Origin of the sequence: Mesorhizobium sp. M7A.F.Ce.TU.012.03.2.1 (genome assembly GCF_004006095.1) — a bacterium.
Taxonomy (GTDB): Bacteria; Pseudomonadota; Alphaproteobacteria; order Rhizobiales; family Rhizobiaceae; genus Mesorhizobium.
On the sequence record NZ_CP034779.1, the window covers coordinates 5,043,898 to 5,063,404 of the forward strand.

At 62.1% G+C, this 19,507-nt stretch carries 18 protein-coding genes; 5 read left to right on the forward strand and 13 right to left on the reverse strand.

Translation table 11 applies throughout. The features are described from left to right. Positions 1-104: 104 nt before the first annotated feature. The 3 genes from EJ079_RS24995 to EJ079_RS25005 all read left to right on the forward strand — a co-directional run bounded on the left by EJ079_RS24995 (position 105) and on the right by EJ079_RS25005 (position 2,765). Positions 105-1,103 (forward strand): DMT family transporter, encoded by a 999-nt coding sequence (locus EJ079_RS24995; RefSeq protein ID WP_127323081.1) that lies wholly within the window; start codon positions 105-107, stop codon positions 1,101-1,103. A gap of 148 nt (positions 1,104-1,251) precedes the next feature. Then, positions 1,252-1,917, forward strand: a complete 666-nt coding sequence (locus tag EJ079_RS25000) for a hypothetical protein (RefSeq protein ID WP_245481730.1) — start codon at positions 1,252-1,254, stop codon at positions 1,915-1,917. 41 nt (positions 1,918-1,958) lie between these two features. Next, a complete protein-coding gene (locus EJ079_RS25005; protein ID WP_127810441.1) occupies positions 1,959-2,765 on the forward strand; it encodes a DUF1194 domain-containing protein in 807 nt (268 codons plus the stop codon). Between the two features lie 107 nt (positions 2,766-2,872). On the opposite strand, the gene EJ079_RS25010 is transcribed toward EJ079_RS25005, so the two are convergent. From EJ079_RS25010 to EJ079_RS25045, 8 genes are all read right to left on the reverse strand, one after another. Continuing rightward, entirely contained in the window at positions 2,873-3,175 is a 303-nt protein-coding gene (locus EJ079_RS25010; RefSeq protein WP_127397494.1) for a DUF982 domain-containing protein, read from the reverse strand. Positions 3,176-3,313: 138 nt separating this feature from the next. After that, a complete protein-coding gene (locus EJ079_RS25015; protein WP_245481732.1) occupies positions 3,314-4,312 on the reverse strand; it encodes a dipeptide ABC transporter ATP-binding protein in 999 nt (332 codons plus the stop codon). Beyond that, complete coding sequence (locus EJ079_RS25020; protein WP_013531724.1) at positions 4,309-5,268, reverse strand: ABC transporter ATP-binding protein; 960 nt, start codon at positions 5,266-5,268, stop codon at positions 4,309-4,311. The genes EJ079_RS25015 and EJ079_RS25020 overlap by 4 nt, the downstream gene beginning before the upstream one ends. Continuing rightward, positions 5,265-6,236, reverse strand: a complete 972-nt coding sequence (locus EJ079_RS25025) for an ABC transporter permease (RefSeq protein WP_127810442.1) — start codon at positions 6,234-6,236, stop codon at positions 5,265-5,267. Before EJ079_RS25025 ends, EJ079_RS25020 begins: the two co-directional genes overlap by 4 nt. Further along, positions 6,236-7,252, reverse strand: coding sequence for an ABC transporter permease (locus EJ079_RS25030; RefSeq protein WP_127810443.1), 1,017 nt, complete (start codon positions 7,250-7,252; stop codon positions 6,236-6,238). The genes EJ079_RS25025 and EJ079_RS25030 overlap by 1 nt, the downstream gene beginning before the upstream one ends. Positions 7,253-7,291: 39 nt before the next feature. Then, positions 7,292-8,953, reverse strand: a complete 1,662-nt coding sequence (locus EJ079_RS25035; RefSeq protein WP_127810444.1) for an ABC transporter substrate-binding protein — start codon at positions 8,951-8,953, stop codon at positions 7,292-7,294. An 18-nt stretch (positions 8,954-8,971) separates the two neighbouring features. Beyond that, the gene (locus EJ079_RS25040) at positions 8,972-9,877 is read right to left on the reverse strand and encodes a proline iminopeptidase-family hydrolase (RefSeq protein ID WP_127810445.1); all 906 of its coding nucleotides are present in this window, start codon (positions 9,875-9,877) and stop codon (positions 8,972-8,974) included. A 55-nt stretch (positions 9,878-9,932) separates the two neighbouring features. Further along, on the reverse strand, positions 9,933-11,447 hold the full coding sequence (locus EJ079_RS25045) for a leucyl aminopeptidase (RefSeq protein ID WP_127810446.1): 1,515 nt from the start codon (positions 11,445-11,447) through the stop codon (positions 9,933-9,935). Positions 11,448-11,681: 234 nt separating this feature from the next. On the opposite strand from EJ079_RS25045, the gene EJ079_RS25050 reads away from it, so the two are divergent. Continuing rightward, positions 11,682-12,584 (forward strand): LysR family transcriptional regulator, encoded by a 903-nt coding sequence (locus EJ079_RS25050; protein WP_127397238.1) that lies wholly within the window; start codon positions 11,682-11,684, stop codon positions 12,582-12,584. A gap of 243 nt (positions 12,585-12,827) precedes the next feature. Then, positions 12,828-14,285, forward strand: coding sequence for an NCS1 family nucleobase:cation symporter-1 (locus tag EJ079_RS25055; protein WP_127268714.1), 1,458 nt, complete (start codon positions 12,828-12,830; stop codon positions 14,283-14,285). Positions 14,286-14,320: 35 nt separating this feature from the next. Here EJ079_RS25055 and EJ079_RS25060 read toward each other — a convergent pair whose 3' ends face one another. From EJ079_RS25060 to tpiA, 5 genes are all read right to left on the reverse strand, one after another. After that, the gene (locus EJ079_RS25060) at positions 14,321-14,857 is read right to left on the reverse strand and encodes a DUF1697 domain-containing protein (protein WP_127268715.1); all 537 of its coding nucleotides are present in this window, start codon (positions 14,855-14,857) and stop codon (positions 14,321-14,323) included. A gap of 18 nt (positions 14,858-14,875) precedes the next feature. Then, positions 14,876-16,513 (reverse strand): CTP synthase, encoded by a 1,638-nt coding sequence (locus tag EJ079_RS25065; protein WP_127810447.1) that lies wholly within the window; start codon positions 16,511-16,513, stop codon positions 14,876-14,878. A gap of 137 nt (positions 16,514-16,650) precedes the next feature. Beyond that, a complete protein-coding gene (locus tag EJ079_RS25070) occupies positions 16,651-17,778 on the reverse strand; it encodes a L,D-transpeptidase (RefSeq protein WP_127810448.1) in 1,128 nt (375 codons plus the stop codon). Between the two features lie 211 nt (positions 17,779-17,989). Next, positions 17,990-18,460, reverse strand: a complete 471-nt coding sequence (gene secG, locus EJ079_RS25075; RefSeq protein WP_127268768.1) for a preprotein translocase subunit SecG — start codon at positions 18,458-18,460, stop codon at positions 17,990-17,992. A 170-nt stretch (positions 18,461-18,630) separates the two neighbouring features. Then, positions 18,631-19,398 (reverse strand): triose-phosphate isomerase, encoded by a 768-nt coding sequence (gene tpiA, locus EJ079_RS25080; RefSeq protein WP_127810449.1) that lies wholly within the window; start codon positions 19,396-19,398, stop codon positions 18,631-18,633. Positions 19,399-19,507 lie beyond the last annotated feature (109 nt).

The window sequence follows — 19,507 nt, forward strand, 5'->3', positions numbered from 1 at the left end:
AACAGTCGGCCTTCGCGCTCAAGCGCTGCCGTAACGGCAGGCTGTTTAGGCTTTGCTAAATTAAGGTGACCAAGTCAACGAAAGGCTTGGTTCGAGGGGGACGCGTGTCCAGGACAAGAGCCAATTTGCTGCTGCTATTCGCAGCCGCTTTGTGGGGCTTCGGCAATGTCTCGCAAAAGATGGTGCTTGTGCATCTCGACGCGCTGAGTGCGGTGGGTCTGCGCTGCCTGATCGGCGGCCTGCTTGTGTTGCCCTTTGTCTTGATGGAGAGGCGGCTTCCGCTCGGGCCGGACTATTTTTCCAGCTTGGCCAAGGTGTGCGCGCTGTTTGCCATCTCCATCACGCTCCAGCAGCTTTGCTATCTCGGCGCCTCCGTCACCAATGCGAGCTTCCTGGTCAGCACGGCAACGGTAATGACACCGCTGGCCGCCTGGTTTCTCGTAGGCGAACGTCCGACAGCGAGTCTCACGGTCGCCGCCGGGCTGACCGTTGTTGGAGCCCTGCTGTTGTCGGATGGGATTGCCGGGTTCAGCAGTGGCGATCTCACCGCTGTCCTCTCGGCTGCCTGCTATGCGCTCTGGGCAGTCGAACTGGGTCGGCACATGCAGGTGCATGCGCGGCCGTTCACCGCAGCCGCGACACAGTTCTTCGGCGCCGCCGCCTTCGCCCTGCCGCTCGGCGCAATGCAAGGCAATCTGTCGTTGGCCGCCGCATTCGCAGCCGGCCCGGAACTGGCGATCCTCGGCGTGTTCTCCACTGCGATTGCCTTCGGCATACAGACGGTTGCCCTCCGCTTTACGCCGGCCAGCCACGCCGCCGTGATCGTCAGCGCAGAAAGCGTTTTCGGGGCGCTGGGCGCGGCGATCTTTCTCGGCGAGCGGAGCTCGTCCGCGAGCGCATTGGGTGCCGCCATCATTCTGGGTGCGATCCTGTCCGTGGCACTGTCGAACCGAGCGCCGCAGGCACGCACGTCCTTGCGAACCGCTTCGGTTCAACCCTTCGACGGGGCCCCTGCCTTTGCAGCTGCCGCCGCAAATTGGGCAGGCGATCGTCACCCCAACAATTCAGGTCCAGTGGAGGAATGTGATGACCCTTGCCGGTGATGCGAAACCTATTCCGGCCCCGGTTGCCGCCCGACACGGGGGCAGTGGCGTCGATCAGTCAGGCGGCGGTGGCTTTGCCGATGGCGGCCGGACTTCTCGCGGGGGCGCAGTGATGGACGCGCGGAGAATCCTTCTTCCGATCGCACATTTGGCATCGGCGCTTCGCGCCCGCATGAGGGGACCGGGCGGCTACTACAACAGCGGCAACGCGCTCGGCCTCATTGTCGGTCTCGCGATCCAGATTGCCACCGCGCCGGTCGGCTTGCATGAGGGAAGCAGCGTCACCATGGCGGTGATCGAATACTTCGCTGGCAGCCATGGCACTGTTGCGCTGACCTTGACCACCCTGGTCTTCTTCTGGGGCGGCGAGGCCTATCACCGGGCCTGGGCAAGGCCGGATGCTCCCGATCCCGCCCTCAACCGTCTGGGCGACTTCCTGTCGGGCCTGGGTGCGATCGGGCTCGGCATTGCCCTGTTGCTGCTCGGCGATCCATTGCTTGCGGCGACCTCCGGCCTACTGCATGCGCTGGGCAAATTCGGCAGCACCTTCCACAGGCCCGGCACGCCAATTCCGATGTGGCCGGCCGCTTGGCCCGATCCGTTCCGCAGTGCGGTGCTCGCCAGCCGGTTGCCGGCAATGCTGGCGACGACAGTGGCCCTCGGCCGTGCTTTGCCTGAGGTCTGGTCGGGCGGCTCCTTCGCGGCCCTCGCCATGCCACTGACTTTGCTCGGCTGTTATCTCTTGTGGACCAAGGCCGATCTGCTGCTGTTCGGCGTGGGCACCAAGGCGATCCACCAGATTTCCACATGTTGAGCTCGCTTTTGAAACGACCGGATGTCGAGATGGAGAATGACATGTTTGGCAGTGTGTATCATCAGGACGCCGGCCCCCCATCCTTTCGCAAACGGGTGCGGGCGACAGGCTGGGGCAGTCTCCTGACGCCGGCCGGTTCAATCTCGAGAGTGACAGGAATACTTGCAGCTTCGCTGTTTTGGGGAGCCTCGGCCCATGCCGCGAACGTTGACGTCGCCATCGTGTTCGCGGTCGACTTCTCGTCATCCATCGATCCGAAGATTGCCGATATGCAACGCGAGGGACATGCCGCGGCACTCACCTCGCCAGAGATCATCGCCGCCATCAGCCGGAATTATGTTGGCTGCATCGGCGTTGCCTATTTTGAATGGTCGAGCCCCGGACACGCACGCGTCGTGCTGCCGTGGACAAGCATCTGCGGACTGGAAGATGCCAAAGCGGCGGCTGCGGTGATCAGCAGGAAAGGCGATGCCGGCTTCATCCGCAGAGGGCGAGGCGGAACATCCGTTTCCTCGGCTATCGACATCGGCAGTCTCCTGCTCGACCAGTTTCCGGGAAAGGCGGCCAAGAAAGTCATCGATATCTCCTCCAATGGCGAGAACAACGACGGGCTTCCCGTCCAGCCGAGCAGGTCGAACGCCATAGCCAAGGGATATACGATCAATGCAATCGCCATCCCGACGGAGGATGAGAATCCCGACGAACCTCTGGCATCCTATTTTGCCAGATCGGTGATTGGCGGTTCCCAGGCCTTTGTCATGACGCCGAAGGGGCCAGACGACTACACGATGGCGCTTCGCCGCAAGCTCGTGACTGAAGTAAGCATGAACGACGAGCGTCCGCTGTGAAAGTGTGCCACGCAGGACGAACTTTCGACCCGCCAGACCGAGCGCATTGCACAACAAGACCCGCCCCGCTGCAGCGCGAGTCCTTGTAGGTCCGTCAGGACAATAGCCTATCGCCGCAACGCGTGCACCCTTGCCTCGCCTTCGCCGGGCACCGGCAACGCCATGTCGTCATCGAGAAGACGCGTGATGCGGGCAAAGCCGGTGAACGCTTTCCTTGCTTCCTCGGCCGACATCTGACCCGACAAGGCGGCCGAGCAACAATTCAGCGCGCACTGATAAACCGGACCGCGCCGTCCTGTCGGCCATTTCCGCAAGAACATCATGGCTTCGGCAACATTATCGATTTCTTCCACAGGGTGTCCTTGCCCGCGCGAAATCCGCACGGGCGAAAAGAAATGCAATTGATCCATCGTTTCCTCCCGGTCGACCGCAATGCGCTCGATCGAACCCCCCCAAACGCGCCAACAGCCGGTTGGTTCCAGATAAAAATGGAATCTTTTAGAAATCTATCAGGCGAAGGCGATCACCCGTGCGGTCGTGAGTGTCGCCTACATCGTGGGGAAGTGGCAGGCGACTTTGCGACCGGGTCGGTATTCCCGCAGCTGTGGCCGCTCCGAACGGCAGCGCTCCGCCGCGATTGGGCATCGGGGATGGAAACGGCAGCCCGTTGGAGGGTTCAGAGGGCTCGGTACGTCGCCGGTGAGGATGATGCGCTTGCGCGTCCCACCGGGCGTCGTCTCCACGACGGGAACCGCCGAGATCAGTGCCTGGCTATAAGGATGGGCTGGTGCCGCAAACACCTCTTCCGCCGGACCTTCCTCGACGATCGAGCCGAGATACATGACCGCGATGCGGGTCGACACCTGGCGCACCACCGACAGGTCGTGGGCGATGAAGATGTACGTGAGATTGAGCTTCTCCTGCAGATCGGCAAGCAGGTTGACGATTTGCGCCTGCACCGACACGTCGAGCGCGGAGACGGGTTCGTCCAGGACCACGAGGTCCGGATTCAATGCAATAGCCCGCGCGATGCCGACGCGCTGGCGTTGTCCGCCGGAAAATTCGTGCGGAAACCGCATGACGTGATCCGGCAGCAAGCCGACAAGGTCGAACAGTTCCGCCACGCGTTTGGTGATCTCGCTCGACGAGAGCCTGCCATGGATGCGCAGCGGCTCGGCCACCAGGTCGCCGACGCGCCGGCGCGGATTGAGCGACGCCGACGGATCCTGGAAAACCATTTGCAGGCGGCGCCGCAGCGGCCTGAGTTCGGACAGCGACTTGGAGGTGATGTCGTTGCCTTCGAACAGAAGCTCGCCGTCCGATATGTCGTAGAGCCTCACCAGGCAACGCGCCAACGTGGACTTGCCGCATCCGGATTCGCCGACCAGACCGACCGTCTCGCCGCGCCACACGGTCAGGGAAACATTGTCGACCGCATGAACGGTTCGCTTGCCTTCGGCGGAGAAACGGCTGCCGATGGAAAAGCGCTTGCCCAGCGAACGCGTCTCGAGGATTGGGCGGTTCTTGTCGATCATCGGTCCGCTCATGCCTGTGCCACCCTGAAGCATGCCGCGGCATGGGTGCCGCTCCCGAGGTCGGGCTTGCCTGCCTCGCAGGGCTCGTAGTGAACCGGGCACCGCGGACCGAACGCACAGCCCTGCGGCAATCGCAGCAATGACGGCGGCGAACCGGGAATGGCCGGCAAGCGCCGTGGTTTTTCGCCGGTCAGCGGCGGGATCGAACCCAGCAGCGCGCGCGTATAGGGGTGTCGCGGATCGGAAAACAGCTCCGCGCGACTGCCGCGCTCCACCACGCGGCCGGCATACATGACCATGACCCGGTCGGCGAGTTCGGAGACCACGCCCATGTCATGTGTGATGAAGACGACCGCCGACTTGTGCGTCGCGCGCAGCTTGCGCACCAGATCGAGAATGCCGGCCTGCACCGTGACGTCGAGCGCGGTGGTCGGTTCGTCAGCCACCAGAAGCGCCGGATTGCAGGACAAAGCCATTGCGATCACCGCCCGTTGACGCATGCCTCCGGACAGTTGGTGCGGGTAGCGCGACATCGCCTCGTGCGGGTTCGGAAAATTCACCTCGGCCAGCAGTTCCTCCACGCGCTCCATCGCCTTGGACTTGCTGATGTTGCGATGCGCGCGGATCTGTTCGGCGATCTGCCAGCCGATCGTGTAGACAGGCGTCAGCGCCGTCATCGGATCCTGGAAGATCATCGCGATCTCGTTGCCGCGCAGCCGCCTGAGTTCGCGCGCGGGCAGTCCCACGAGTTCGCGGCCTTTGTAGCGGATCGACCCTTCGATGGTGGCGTTGGGATCGGTGATGAGACCCATGACGGCCAGCAGCGACACGGTCTTGCCGGAACCGGACTCACCGACGACGCCGAGGATTTCGCTTTCCTCGAGGTCAAAGGAAACGCCATCGATGGCCCGCACCAGGCCATCATTTGTGCGGAAGGAAACTCTGAGGTCGCGCACCGACAGTATCATGATGTCCTCAGGCGCGGATCGAGAAGGATGTAGACGAAATCGACGACCGCATTGGCGACAACCACGAACATGGAAGCATACATCACCGTTGCCATGATCATCGGAAGATCGAGATTCTGCAGCGCGTCATAAGTGAGCTTGCCGATGCCGTGCAGCCCGAACACCACCTCCGTCAGCAAGGCCGAGCCTCCGACCAGCGCGCCGAAATCCAGGCCGAACAGGGTGACGAAGGCGATGAGCGACGTGCGCAAGGCATGGCGCAGCAGGATACGGGTTTCCGACAGCCCCTTGGCCCGGGCCGTGCGGATATAGTCTTCCTGCAGGGATTCGATGATTGCCGCGCGCAGCACGCGCCCGTAAATACCGATATAGAGAATGGACAGTGTGCTCCAGGGAATGACCAGGGTCAGGAACCAGCCCTTCGGATCATCGGAGAAATTCTTGTAGCCGAGCGGTGGCACCCAGGAGAACGCCCAGCTGTCGTGATAGCGGCTCTGGGTGATCAGGTTCATCACTTCGCCCAACCAATAGACCGGCATGGAAATGCCGAGCAGCCCTAGCGCCATCAGCAGCTTGTCCAGCCAGCTGCCGCGCGTGGCGGCGGCGGCGATGCCGATGATGATGGAGACCACCACCCACAGGATCGCCGCTCCGAACACCAGCGAGAGCGTGACCGGGATCGAATCCATGACCGCCGGCACCACCTTCCAGCCACGATTGACGAAGGAGGTCAGATCGCCGGTGACGAAGATCTTCTCCATCATCGTCACATATTGCACGTAGAGCGGCCGGTCGAAGCCGAAGCTGTGGCGTACCGCCTCCAGCACTTCGGGCGATGCATTGCGGCCGGCGATGCGCGCCGCCGGGTCGGCGCCCGGCGTTGCGAAGAAAATCAGGAAGACGATGACCGAGATGCCGAACATCACGAACAGCATCTGGCCGAAACGGCGCAGGATTGCGTAGATCATCAGTCGCGCCCCAGCCGAACCTTGGAGCGCGGATCGAGCGCGTCGCGCAGGCCGTCGCCGAAGACATTGAGCGCCATGACGGAAACCGCGATCGCCAGGCCCGGCACCAGCGCCACCAATGGCCTGGTGTAAAGCAGCGCCTGTCCGTCCTGGATGATGGTGCCCCAGCTCGCGGCCGGCGGCTGCACGCCGATCGACAGGAAGGAAAGTGCCGATTCCGTAAGCATGTTTAGCGCCATCATAAGCGGCACGAAGACGATGAGCGTGGTGGTGACGTTGGGCAGGATGTCGCGCCACAGGATGCGCCACCCCGGCACGCCCAGATTGATCGCGGCCAGTACGAACTCGCTCTTGCGCAGCGCCAGAACCTGCCCGCGTATTGGGCGGGCCACGTAGGGCACGTAGACGATGCCGATGATGATGACAGGCAGCCACAGGCTGCCGGACTCGATCTGGATCGGTCCGATCGTGATGCCATGCGCGATGGTGACGATGGAGAGCGAAATCGCCAGCAGATAGATCGGGAACGCCCACAGTATGTCGAGGAAGCGCGACAGCACCGTGTCGGTGACGCCGCCGAAATAGCCGGCGATCAATCCCGCCGCCGTGCCCAGGATCAGGGTGAAGATGGTGGCTGCTCCGGAGATCAGCAACGAGCTCAGCCCGCCATAGAGCATCCTGGCCATGACATCGCGCCCCTGGCTGTCGGCGCCGAGGAAATAATTGCCCAGCCGCCAGGTCGGGCCGAGCGGTGTGTAACCAAGCCCCAGCCCTTCCGTCGATTGTTCCATCACCGGAACGTCGGCACCGTCGATCTGGATGACGGCGTCGAGCGTCGAGGCGAAGGGGTCCACGCCTGCCCATTTTGCATAAAGAGGCGCACTGAGGCAGGCAAGGACGATGAGGAGGAACACGGCCAGCGACGCCATGGCAGCCCTGTCCCTTGCCAGCTTCGCAAACGCGACGGCCCAGGGCCCTCGCGTCTTGCGCGGCATGGCGACAGCTACGTTCGACACGGGCGTGCCCCTCCGCGGTTCGTTACTGCACCCAGGCCATCACTGTACCCAGGATTGGGTGATCATCCAGTTGAACTGCCGGTTGAACTTGAAATTGCCGAGACGTTTGCTGACAAAGTCAAGCCGCTTCGGCGTGAAGAGGCCAACGGCGGGTGCCTTGTCGGTGACTTGCCTGTCGATTTCAGCCCACATTTTGTCGGCGGCTTTCTGATCGGTGACGCCGAGGTCCAATGCCTTTTGCATCTTGGCGTCGATTTCCTTGTCGCAGAAGCCGGCGATGTTGATCGAGGCATCCGAACCTTCACGGAAGGAGGCGCAGCTGAACAGGATGTTCAGGAAGTCCGAAGCCGCAGGATAGTCCTTGTACCATTGGGTAACGGACATCTGCACCTTGTTGTTGGTGTTCTGGATGTAGGTGAACTGGATGTTCGACGAGATCGGCTTGACGTCGGCGACATAGCCGATGCTGGTCAGAACGCTCTGCAGATAGACGCCGATGGACCGCGAAATGGTGGTGTCCTCGACGATGATCGTCACCTTCTGGCCCTTGGTGCCGGAGTCCTCGACGAGCTGCTTTGCCTTGTCGAGATCAGGAGCCGACCATTTGGCGCCCGGATTCTTGGTGAAGGGGCAATAGTCTTCATGGCCGGGGAAGTCCGGGGGCAGGACCTGACAGACCGGCGAGGCCAGCACCTTGCCGCCGAACAGCTTGACCAGCGTGTTGCGATCGATCGCATAGGCAACGGCCTGGCGGGCTTTTTCATTGTCGAAGGGTGCGAGACGGTTGTTCAGCGGCGCGTACCACCAAGCCGAAAGCGGTGAGATGTGCAGCTGGTCCATGGACTTGCTGCCCAGTTCGCCCAGGCGATCGCTGGGCAGAGCGTCGAACATCCAGTCCGCTTCGCCGTTCTGGATCGCGGTGACGGCTGCCTCTTCGGACAGGCCGAAATCATATTGGACGACATCCGGATAGCCGTCCGGCTGAGCTTCTTCGCTCCACTGCTTGAAATTGGGGTTGCGGGAAACCGTCATGCCCTTGTTCGGGTCGAAAGCGGAGATCATGTACGCGCCGGTGCTGGGAATGGGCTTGGAACCCATGTCTTCGGCGGGCGTGTCCGCCGGCAGGACCACGGCATGCGGCAAGGCAAGCTTGTAGAGCAGCTCGGCATCCGGCTTGGTGATGTTGATGGTGATGGTGCCGGCCGCTTCGTCGCCGACAACGCCGCCTTCCAGCGTGCAGCTCTTGGTGTCGGCCAGGCATTTGTCGGCACCGACGATACCGGCATAGAACGTGCCGGAGGTCGGTCCGGAAACCTTGAAGATGCGCTGGAAGGAAGCAACGATGTCCTTCACGCCAAGATCCTGGCCGCTGGAGAACTTGATGCCCTTGCGCAGCTTGAAGGTGAAGGTCTTACCGTCATTGCTGACCTGCGGCAGGGCCTCGGCCAGATCGGGAACGATGGTGAAGCCGTCCATGCCCTCGGCCTTGCGGAAGGCCACCAGGCCGTCATAGATCGGCTGGTACATCTGCCAGCCCTGGTCCGTGTAATTGATGTGCGGATCGAGCGTTCCGGCCGCGGAGCGGGCCAGCAGGCGGATGGTGCCGCCTCGGTGCTCCTTGAGATATTCGGCCTGTGCCGGGGCCAGCCATGTACCGGCCAGCAATGCCGCGGCTGTTGCCGCCAGAAGCAGTTTCTTCATGTCTTCATTCCCCTTTTTTCAATTGTCGTTGTGGTCCAGGAAGTCTCCCACTACCCGCATGCATGCATCTTGCTCTTCGACATGCGGCATGTGGCTGGAATGCTCGAATATCTCCCAGCGCGACCCCTTGATGCCGTCCTTGTAGGGCTGCACGGTCGCGGGCGTGGCCTCGTCGTGACGTCCGGAGATGATCAGCGTGGGAACATCGATGGCCGGCAGACGGTCGACGATGCTCCAGTTCTTCAACGTTCCGATGACGTGGAACTCGTTCGGTCCATTCATCAGATTATAGACGGTCGGATTGCGCACGACCTGGGCGAAACTTTCCGTGACTTCGGGCGGGAAAGGCACGACCCGGCAGACATGCCGCTCGTAGAACATCATCGTCGCCGCCTGGTACGCTGCGTCGTCCGTCGTGCCGGCCTGCTCGTGCCGGGTCAGGGTCTCCTGCACATCCGCAGGCAGATCCGCACGCAACCGGTTGGCCTCTTCGACCCACAGTTTCATGGAAGCCGGCGAGTTGGCGATGGTCAGCGACTTCAGGCCCTGCGGCCGCGTCACGGCATATTCGGCGCCCAGCATGCCGCCCCAGCTCTGGCCGAGGACGTGGAAGCCCGTCCGAATGCCGAGATGGTCGACCAGGTTTTCAAGCTCGTCGATGAACAGCCCAGGTGTCCAGAAATCGGCGCCTTTCTCAGGCAGCAAGGTGGAATTGCCGCAGCCCAACTGGTCGTAGTGGATGACGGCGCGATCCCTTCGCGCAAGAAGCTTGTAGGCATCGACATAGTTGTGAGCGACGCCCGGGCCGCCATGCAGGATCACCACAGGCGCCTTTTCGCCACCGAGATCACCGGTGACCCGATACCAGGTCTCGAAGGCGCCGAAAGCGGCCCGTCCTTCCATGCCTATGATCTCAGATGACATCCCAGTTCCCAGCGCGGTTGAAGGCATCTTGTATTTGTCCGTGACGGCAGGCGCCCTAACTCATGTTGCGGGTGACCTGCACCCATTCTTCCAGCATCTGCACGCCAAATGCCGTGGCGCCTTGCCTGCCGAGAGGCCGATCGGTGTCGGTCAGTTCCTTGCTGGCGATGTCGAGATGCACCCAGGGGCGGTCTTCCGTGAAGTGACGCAGGAAGGCCGCCGCATAGGGAGCGTCGCCGTCTTCCATGTCCTTGGCATGATGCCTGAGGTCCGCGAACGGCGATTGCAGACCCTCATCATAGGCCCGGTCGAGCGGCAGCCGCCAGAACCGCTCGCCGACCGTTTCTCCGGCCGCGATCATCTGTGAAGCGATGGCATCGTCGGTGCTGAATAGGCCTGCGAATATCGACCCCAGGCCACGCGTCACCGAATAGGTCAGCGTCGCCAGATCGACGATCACCGAAGGGTTGAAGCGCGTGGCTGCATAGTAGAGGCAGTCGGCCAGAAGCAGGCGTCCCTCCGCATCCGTGTCGAACACTTCCACTGTCTGTCCCGAGGCCGTGGTGATGATGTCGCGCGGTTTGAGCGCGGTGCCCGATGGCATGTTCTCGGCGATGCCGAGAACACCGACAACGTGTACCGGGCTGCCTTGCCGGGCGAGCGCGATCAGCAGGCCGACCACAGCCGCCGCTCCGCCCATGTCGGCTTTCATGTCGAACATCTGCGCTCCGCCCTTGATGCAGAGGCCTCCCGAATCGAAGCAGACGCCTTTGCCGACGAAAGCGAGTGGTTGGGCGGGAGCACCCTTGCCGCGGTAGCGCAGGACAGCGACCCGTGGCGGACGCGCCGAGCCCGACCCAACGGCGAGGAGCGCGTTCATGCCGAGCTCCTTCAGTTGCGCGGCATCGAGCATTTCGATGTCGATGCCGGCTTCACGCAGCGGCTCCAGATGATCATGGAAATTGTCGGGGTGGAGATGGTTTGGCGGCAGGTTGACCAAGGTGCGTGCATATTCGACGCCGTCGGCGATTGCATTGATCCGCGTCAGCGCCGCGGTCAGATCCGGGCCGCCGGCTCCGACCAGTTTCACCCGCAAGGTTCGATCCGCTCCCGCTCCTTGCCGCCGGTTGCGCATGTCGAAACGATAGCGGCGCAGCCGCATGCCAAGCGCGACACGCGCCAGGATTTCGGCGCCGGATAGTTCAATGCCAGCGATGGGGTCCAGGACCAGAGTGGCCGCGCATTCCCCCTTGCCTTCCAGATGTGCGGCAAGCAGACCGCCGGCGCGCGCCAACGAGAGGGTGGTTACGGCTTCGGCTTTGCCCAAGGCCAGGACAACCACGCGCTTGGTCGATACTGCCTGCGGGGCGATAAGATCGATGCAGGTGCCGAATCCGGCCAAGGCGGCCGGGTCAGAGCATGCACGAGAGAGAATCCCGCTCATCTCAGCGTCCAGAGCCGCTGCCCGGGGACCAAAGCCTGGTTGGGCAGTTTGCAAAATCACGACGACGGAGGTTTCCGCGGAAATCTCCTCCGCAGCTTCGAAGACCGGCGCTGGCGATTGAGGCATAGGCTGGCGCTCTCTCCAATTGCGGCGATACCGAGCAAAGCTTCGCTCTCCACCGGTGAGACTGGTCAAGCCGGTCTCAGCCGTCGATGGTATGGTACCGGTGTTCCCAAACAGTCGCTTGAGACGACTTAATTGCTCTTGTCCTCTGGGTATCCCCTAAGGGGGCAGGCAATCAAACGCGAATTCTGCCCATGTCGATTGACAAAAACTCAACTGACAATTCATGATCGTCCAATGGCCCTTCCCTCACTCAATGGCATGCGCGCTTTCGAGGCCGCCGCTCGCCTCGGCAGCGTCAAGGACGCGGCGGAAGAACTGCATTTGACACCCTCGGCTGTCAGCCGCCACATCCGCGCGCTTGAACGAAATCTTGGCCAGGACCTGTTCGAACGCGGTTTTCGCCAGATAACGCCAACCATCAGGGGCTCCTACTATGCGCGCAGCCTCTCGGAGGCGTTCGAAGCCATCTGGCGCGCCACCGATGACGTCAGCCTCTCGGACGGCTCGCGCCACGGCAAGATCCAACGGGTCCGGGTCTTGTGCGTGCCCACCGTTCTGAACCTTTGGCTGGCGGACCGGTTGCCGAACTTTCGCCGGTTGCATCCGTCGGTGGATTTGGAGATCTCCACTTCAGGCAAGCGCGCCAACTTCGATTTGGCCATTGTCGACGAGTTCGTCTACAAGGCCGGCCCGGCTTTGACGCTGCTGATCCCGCTGCTTTTGACCCCGGTCTGTGCGCCTTCGCTTTTGGAGGGGCCTGTGCCGCTGCGATCGCCGGCCGATCTGGTCAATCATCATCTGATCCATGAATGCGAAACCATGAGATGGAAGCGTTGGCTGGAGCAGGAAGGCGTTCTGGAAACGACGCCAAAATCCAGCACAACACTCGATGATTGTACGCTCATCATGCGCGAAGCGATCAATGGCGCCGGAATAGCGCTTGCGGACACGATCATGGCGCAAGATTTTCTACAGCAAGGCAAACTGGTCGCGCCGTTCCATGTCCGTCACACCTATCCGGCCGGCATTTACCTGCATCAGCGTCGCAGCATCGGCAACAAACCAGGCACCGGCCTGTTTCAGGATTGGCTGCTCGCTGAAGTCGCGGACCACAAGCAGGTGATGGCCATCGCTTAGATGGCGCCGACCGAAGATGTCGGCAGCCACCGTTTCAGATTGGAATCCCAGCGTCGAACTTCGAATCATCCGTGCCGGGTTCAGCGATGACCCACCATCGCCTTGCATCGATAATCGCAGTTCTCATTGAATATCTTTAAGGCCAAAGCCGGCAAATAGGTTGCTTGTCGGTTCCCCTGCGGCAGGCTTAACCTGCACGCGGTCAACGCGTGAGGGCGCGTGCTGCAAAAGGGGAACATTGCCATGACGATACAGGGTGCTTCACCTGATCTGTACAACGAGGATCTGGCTCCGGCCAAAGTTCGAAACTGGGGACCATTCTCGATCTTCAACGTCTGGACATCGGACGTCCACAGCCTTTGGGGCTACTATCTTGCCGCCAGTCTGTTCCTGTTTTGCGGCGGCTTCGTCAATTTCATCATCGCCATCGGCATCGGATCGCTGATCATCTATGTGCTGATGAACATGGTCGGCTATGCCGGCGTGAAGACGGGCGTGCCCTACCCCGTGCTTGCCCGCGCCTCTTTCGGCATCTGGGGCGCCAACATACCGGCACTGGTGCGCGCCATCGTCGCCTGTTTCTGGTACGGCGCGCAGACGGCCGCCGCCTCGGGCGCGATCGTGGCGCTGCTGATCCGCACACAATGGTTCGCCGATTTCAACGCCAGCACGCATTTCCTCGGCCATACCGGCCTGGAGGTGATCTGCTTCGTGGTCATCTGGGGGCTGCAACTGCTGATCATCCAGAACGGCATGGAAACGGTGCGCCGCTTCCAGGACTGGGCCGGCCCCGCGGTTTGGGTGATGATGCTGATCCTGGCGATCTATCTCTGCGTCAAATCCGGGAGATTTGCCTTCACCAGCGATATCCCGATGGACGTGCTGCTGGACAAGACGAAGGACGCGGGCGTGCCGGGCACGCCGGGATCGTGGACCTCGCTGTTTGCGGTGGCGGCAATCTGGGTCACCTATTTCTCGGCGCTCTATCTCAACTTCTGCGATTTCGCCCGTTACGCGCCGGACAAGGCATCGCTGCGCAAGGGCAACATCTGGGGCCTGCCGATCAACCTGATCCTGTTTTCGCTGGTCGCCGGCGTCACCACCATTGCCGCCTTTGATGTCTATGGCGAGGTGCTGCTGCATCCCGACCAGATCTCGGCGAAATTCGACAGCTGGTTCCTGGCAGCGCTCGCAGCCTTGACCTTTGCCGTGGCAACCCTCGGCATCAACGTGGTGGCAAACTTCGTCTCGCCGGCCTTCGACTTCTCCAACGTCTTTCCCAGGCAGATCGACTTCAAGAAGGGCGGCTATATCGCGGCCGTGATTGCCCTGCTGCTTTACCCCTTCGCGCCGTGGGAAGGCAGTGCCGCTTCCTTCGTCAACATCATCGGCGCGACAATGGGGCCGATCTTCGGCGTGATGATGGTCGACTACTACCTGATCCGGAAGGGCGAGGTCGACGTCGAGGCGCTTTATCGCGAGGACGGCGAGTTCCGTTTCCAGGGCGGCTGGCACGTCAACGCCTTCATCGCCGCCGGCATCGGCGCCATCTTCTCGTCGATCCTGCCCAACTTCACCAACTGGCTGCCGTCCTGGTGGGGCGTCTATGGCTGGTTCTTCGGGGTGGCGATCGCCGGCATTATCTACTACGTGCTGCGCACCGCCGCCCTTGGCGCAGGCGCCAAGACCGCGAAAGCCTGACGAGCATCATCAGGGGCGGCGCAAAGCCGCCCCAACTACCCGATCATCTCGGCCAATTTGCGCACCGTGTTCCAGTTGCGCGACGTGCCGATGCCCATGCGCTTGTGGTTCATTGCCGCGAGCAGCCGCGAACTTGGCCTCTCTCGCGAAAAGACGACCCAGATGTCGCCGCCGAGCGAAGTCACTTTCTCGTCCTCGGCGGCATAGGCCTGCAGTGCCGTCACGGCCTGCTCGGGTGCAGGCTTACGCATCACGCGCACCGCCACCTGATCCGCGGTCGCATTCGATTCCATCGGAAACGGATTGCCGGCGGCAAGCTTCAGCCAGTCCTCGGCACCGCGCACAATGATATCGACATGGCGGCCGAAGGTTTTTTCGAAGGCTGCCTCCAACCACTGTTCGAGGTCGGCGATATCAGTTGCCGGTGCCTCGAAGACCAGATTGCCCGTCGCCACCAGCGTGCGCGGGTTGTTCAGCCCGAGCTCTTCGGCCATGGCCTTGAGGTCGGCCATGACGACCCGTCGCCCCTCAGCCAGGATGATGCTGTAAAGCAGTGCGACATAGGTCTGCATTGCCGCCCGACCTGATCGCTACACCAGCCGGCTCTGCTCCACGGCCGCCTCGATGAAACTGGCGAACAGCGGATGCGGGTCGAGCGGCCGGCTTTTCAGTTCCGGGTGATACTGCACGCCGATGAACCACGGATGGTCTGGGTATTCGACCGTTTCCGGCAACACGCCGTCGGGCGACATGCCGGCAAACACCAGGCCGCAATCCTCAAGCCGCTCCTTGTAGTCGACATTGACCTCGTAGCGATGGCGATGGCGCTCGAAAATCTGTGTGTCGCCATAAATCTCGGCGATCTTGGAGCCCTTGGCGAGCTCGGCCTGATAGGCGCCGAGCCGCATCGTGCCGCCGAGATCGCCGGTTTCGCGGCGCTTCTCCAGCATGTTGCCTTTCAGCCATTCGGTCATCAGGCCGACCACCGGTTCCTCGGTCGGACCAAACTCGGTCGAAGACGCATGTTCGACGCCGGCCAGCGACCGCGCTGCCTCGATGCAGGCCATCTGCATGCCGAAGCAGATGCCGAAATACGGCACCTTGCGCTCACGCGCGAACTTCGCCGCCAGGATCTTGCCTTCCGCACCGCGCTCGCCAAAGCCGCCTGGGACCAGGATGCCATGCACCTTTTCCAGCCAGGGCGTCGGATCCTCTTTTTCGAAGATCTCCGATTCGATCCAGTCGAGCTTGACCTTGACGTGGTTGGCAAGGCCGCCATGCGAGAGCGCCTCGATCAGAGATTTGTAGGCGTCCTTGAGGCCGGTATACTTGCCGACCACAGCGATGGTGACCTCGCCTTCCGGATTGTGGATGCGGTTGGATACCGCCTGCCACGGCTCCATGCGCGGCTTCGGCGCCGGATCGATGCCGAAGGCGGCCAGCACTTCGGAATCGAGCCCTTCCCTATGGTAAGCCATCGGCACATCGTAGATATGCGGCACGTCGAGCGCCTGGATCACGGCACTTTCGCGCACATTGCAAAACAGCGACAGTTTCCTGCGCTCTTCCTTGGGAATGGCGCGGTCGGCACGGACCAGCAGGATATCGGGCGCGATGCCGATGCCGCGCAGCTCCTTGACCGAATGCTGAGTCGGCTTGGTCTTCAGCTCGCCTGCCGTCGGTATGTAGGGCATCAGCGTCAGATGGACGTAGACGGCGTTGTTGCGCGGCAGGTCGTTGCCGAGCTGGCGAATAGCTTCCAGGAATGGCATCGCCTCGATGTCGCCGACCGTGCCGCCGATCTCGCACAACACGAAATCATAGTCGTCATTGCCGTTGAGAACGAAATTCTTGATCTCATCGGTGACGTGCGGGATGACCTGCACGGTTGCGCCGAGATAGTCGCCGCGCCGCTCGCGCTCGATGATGTTCTTGTAGATGCGGCCGGTGGTGATGTTGTCCTGCTGGTTGGCGGAGCGGCCTGTGAAGCGCTCGTAATGGCCAAGATCAAGATCGGTTTCCGCGCCGTCGTCGGTGACGAAGACTTCGCCATGCTGATACGGCGACATCGTGCCCGGATCGACATTCAGGTAGGGGTCGAGTTTTTTGATGCGTGCGCGATAGCCTCGCGCCTGCAGGAGAGCCCCAAGGGCCGCTGCGGCAATGCCTTTTCCAAGTGAGGAAACCACGCCGCCTGTGATGAATACATATCGCGCCATGGGAGTCATCGCTTAACGCGGCCGGATTGATTCCGCCAGAGAAAAAACCGCCGCGAAGCTTTTTTCCCAAGAAGGCGCTTGGATCGTAAACAAGGCAAAACAAAAGGGCCGGCTGAGCCGGCCCTTTCGGCAGGATGACGAAAACGTCAGATGATGACGACCTTGGTGCCAACCCTGACGCGGCTGTAAAGGTCCATGACGTGCTCGTTGATCATGCGGAAGCAACCATTCGAAGCGCTGGTTCCGATCGACTGCGGCGCAATGGTGCCGTGGATGCGCAGATGCGTGTCCTTCTTGCCGTCATAGAGATAGATGGCGCGCGCGCCGAGCGGATTTTGGCCACCGCCGGGCATACCGTCCTTGTACTGGCCGTAATGCTTCGGCTCGCGCTTCTGCATGTCCAGCGTCGGGATCCAGCGCGGCCATTCCTGCTTGTCACCGACTGCAACCGTACCCTTGAACTGCAGGCCGTCGCGGCCGACCGCGATGGCGTAGCGGCGCGCAGTGGAGGACGATTCGACGAGGTAAAGGCGGCGCGCGCTGGTGTCGATAACGATAGTGCCGGCAGCGTAACCGCTGAATTCCACGTCCTGCGGCACGAATTCCGGCTTCACCTTGAACTGCTTCTTGGCTTCCCTCTTGGCGAGAGCCTGGTCCAGAGCCCGTGTCTCGGGAAGATATGAAATCGACGAAGAGGAAGAGCTACCGCCGAAGAGACCGGCGAACAAACCGCCGCTGCTCGGCTGCTTCTGGCCGATGACCTCGCTGCGCAACTCGCCATTGTTGCCGGTCAGGGCGATGTTCATCGCCTCTGCCGGAAGCGGCTCGGCCGACTGGATCGGCGCGATCGGTTCGATTGGTTCGATGATCTTGGCAACCAGCTTCTTGGCTGGCTTGGCATCAGCCACCTGGGTTGCCTGCGCGCTCTTGCCCTTCTTGGCCAGGAACGCCTGCCGTTCAGCGTCGGCCTTGGCCTTTGCCGCCTCGCGCATCGCCAGTTTCCTGGCTTCGAGCGCCTTGGCTTTGGCGGCTTCCTTGTCGGCAACGATCTTGGCCTCGATCTTCTTGATCTGGGCGAGGTCGTCGGGCGTCGGGTTTTTCTTCTTCTTGAGAAGCTTCAATTGCGACGCATCGCTCTTGACGGCTACGTTGATGGCAGAAGTTGTTTCAGCCGAAGGCTGAGCGGCCATATTTGCCGGCACGCCGGCGAAGGCTGGGGAACTCATGCCGAGTGCGGCGCAAAGTCCCAGGAAAATGAAGCTGCGAAGCTGCATGGCGAAGATCCGATCGTTCTATGCTTGTTGCCCACGGCGTCGCCCAGCGCCCCCCAAGGGCGCCGGAAATGCCGCGCGCAATCTATAGTCGAATAAGCGCGGCTGCCTCAAGCGCGAGGTCCCGCCTCACCCCGTCGAATCTTCGTGATCTTGCTGCATTTGCCGCGACTGTGTTCAAACGACCACAGATCGCGGTTTCAAGCGTGGAAGACTATTGGTTCGGGACCTGCGGGGTCGCCGGTGCGGCGGGAGCCGTGCCGTTGGTCGCCGGCGGCGTCGAACCGGCGGCAGGCGCCGTGGCCGGGGCAGTCGCCGGAGCCGCAGCGTCGTTGCCGGAAGGCGGCGTCGGCGTGGTGCTGCCGGCGGGCGCCGGGGTGGTCGTGCCGGGCAACTGGTTGAGCACGCCTTTGCCCGCACCGTCCGACGTCGCCGGCACGCGGTCGAGGATGTCGATCGGCTTCTCGCCGTAGCGGGCGACGATCGACAGTGTCAGTGACGTGGCGAAGAAGGCGGCCGCCAGGATCGCCGTCGCACGCGTCAGGGCATTGGCAGCACCACGCGCGGTCATGAAGCCGGATCCGCCACCGATGCCGAGGCCGCCGCCTTCGGAACGCTGCAGCAGCACCACGCCGACAAGGGCGAGCACGACCATGAGATGGATGACGATCAGTACGGTTTCCATAGTTTATCCTGGCAAGGCCTTGCCCGGCCGCGGACACGACCGGTGAATTGGAGGCGGCTCAATACAATGCTTTGACGGCATTTCCAAGCCCGTGGCCGGAATATGGGAAGCAACCCGTCCTTTGCAACGATTTCGTGCACCGGAAGCCCTGTCCGGCGGAGCGAATGTCTTCAGGCAATATTGCGATAAGCCTCGGCGATGCCGAGAAAATCCGCCGCTTTCAGGCTGGCGCCGCCGACCAGCGCGCCGTCGACATTCCTGACTCCGAGCAGTTCGACCGCATTGGAGGGCTTGACCGAGCCGCCGTAGAGAATGCGCATCTTCGCCGCGACGCCGCCGAGCTTTTCCGACAGCTTTTCGCGGATATGTGCATGTGCTGCGGCCACATCGCCGGCCGTCGGCGTCAGGCCGGTGCCGATCGCCCATACCGGCTCATAGGCAATGATGGTGTTGGACGGGGTGGCGCTTGACGGGACCGAACCATCGACCTGCCGCGACAGCACGTCCAGCGCGGCGCCCGCTTCACGCTGTTCATGCGTTTCGCCGACGCAAATGATGGCAACAAGCCCGGCACGCCATGCGGCGGATGCCTTGGCCTGGACAGTGGCGTCATCCTCGCCGCGTTGCTCGCGGCATTCGGAATGGCCGACGATGACATGGCTCGCACCGGCATCCCTGAGCATTTCCGCCGAGATGCAGCCGGTGTAGGCGCCGCTCTCCTTGGTATGGCAATCCTCACCGCCGGCATGCACCGGCGTGCGTGACAGGATCTCCGCGGCGTGAACAAGCAGGGTTGCGGGAACGCAAACCAGCGCTTCGGTCTCCGCGTCAAGTCCGCTCATGAAACCGTTGCCGATCATCCGGAGTTCGTTGAGCGAGGCGCTGGTGCCGTTCATTTTCCAGTTGCCGGCGACGAGCGGGCGAATTCCTGGCGTCATGGGTTTGCTTCTCCGGATGATATCGGGGCTCTGGCCCTCACTACCAAAATCAGGCCACAAAGCAATCGACAGTGGGCCGGAAGGGCGCTATTGCGCTTGTTTCAGACTC

What these genes read in the sequence shown, in the direction of transcription:
- EJ079_RS25005 (WP_127810441.1), top strand. Translation starts at nt 1,959, where the DNA reads ATGTTTGGCAGTGTGTATCATCAGGACGCCGGCCCCCCATCCTTTCGC.
- EJ079_RS25010 (WP_127397494.1), bottom strand. Translation starts at nt 3,175, where the DNA reads ATGGATCAATTGCATTTCTTTTCGCCCGTGCGGATTTCGCGCGGGCAA.
- EJ079_RS25015 (WP_245481732.1), bottom strand. Translation starts at nt 4,312, where the DNA reads ATGAGCGGACCGATGATCGACAAGAACCGCCCAATCCTCGAGACGCGT.
- EJ079_RS25020 (WP_013531724.1), bottom strand. Translation starts at nt 5,268, where the DNA reads ATGATACTGTCGGTGCGCGACCTCAGAGTTTCCTTCCGCACAAATGAT.
- EJ079_RS25025 (WP_127810442.1), bottom strand. Translation starts at nt 6,236, where the DNA reads ATGATCTACGCAATCCTGCGCCGTTTCGGCCAGATGCTGTTCGTGATG.
- EJ079_RS25035 (WP_127810444.1), bottom strand. Translation starts at nt 8,953, where the DNA reads ATGAAGAAACTGCTTCTGGCGGCAACAGCCGCGGCATTGCTGGCCGGT.
- EJ079_RS25040 (WP_127810445.1), bottom strand. Translation starts at nt 9,877, where the DNA reads ATGTCATCTGAGATCATAGGCATGGAAGGACGGGCCGCTTTCGGCGCC.
- EJ079_RS25045 (WP_127810446.1), bottom strand. Translation starts at nt 11,447, where the DNA reads ATGCCTCAATCGCCAGCGCCGGTCTTCGAAGCTGCGGAGGAGATTTCC.
- EJ079_RS25050 (WP_127397238.1), top strand. Translation starts at nt 11,682, where the DNA reads ATGGCCCTTCCCTCACTCAATGGCATGCGCGCTTTCGAGGCCGCCGCT.
- EJ079_RS25055 (WP_127268714.1), top strand. Translation starts at nt 12,828, where the DNA reads ATGACGATACAGGGTGCTTCACCTGATCTGTACAACGAGGATCTGGCT.
- EJ079_RS25060 (WP_127268715.1), bottom strand. Translation starts at nt 14,857, where the DNA reads ATGCAGACCTATGTCGCACTGCTTTACAGCATCATCCTGGCTGAGGGG.
- EJ079_RS25065 (WP_127810447.1), bottom strand. Translation starts at nt 16,513, where the DNA reads ATGACTCCCATGGCGCGATATGTATTCATCACAGGCGGCGTGGTTTCC.
- EJ079_RS25070 (WP_127810448.1), bottom strand. Translation starts at nt 17,778, where the DNA reads ATGCAGCTTCGCAGCTTCATTTTCCTGGGACTTTGCGCCGCACTCGGC.
- secG (WP_127268768.1), bottom strand. Translation starts at nt 18,460, where the DNA reads ATGGAAACCGTACTGATCGTCATCCATCTCATGGTCGTGCTCGCCCTT.
- tpiA (WP_127810449.1), bottom strand. Translation starts at nt 19,398, where the DNA reads ATGACGCCAGGAATTCGCCCGCTCGTCGCCGGCAACTGGAAAATGAAC.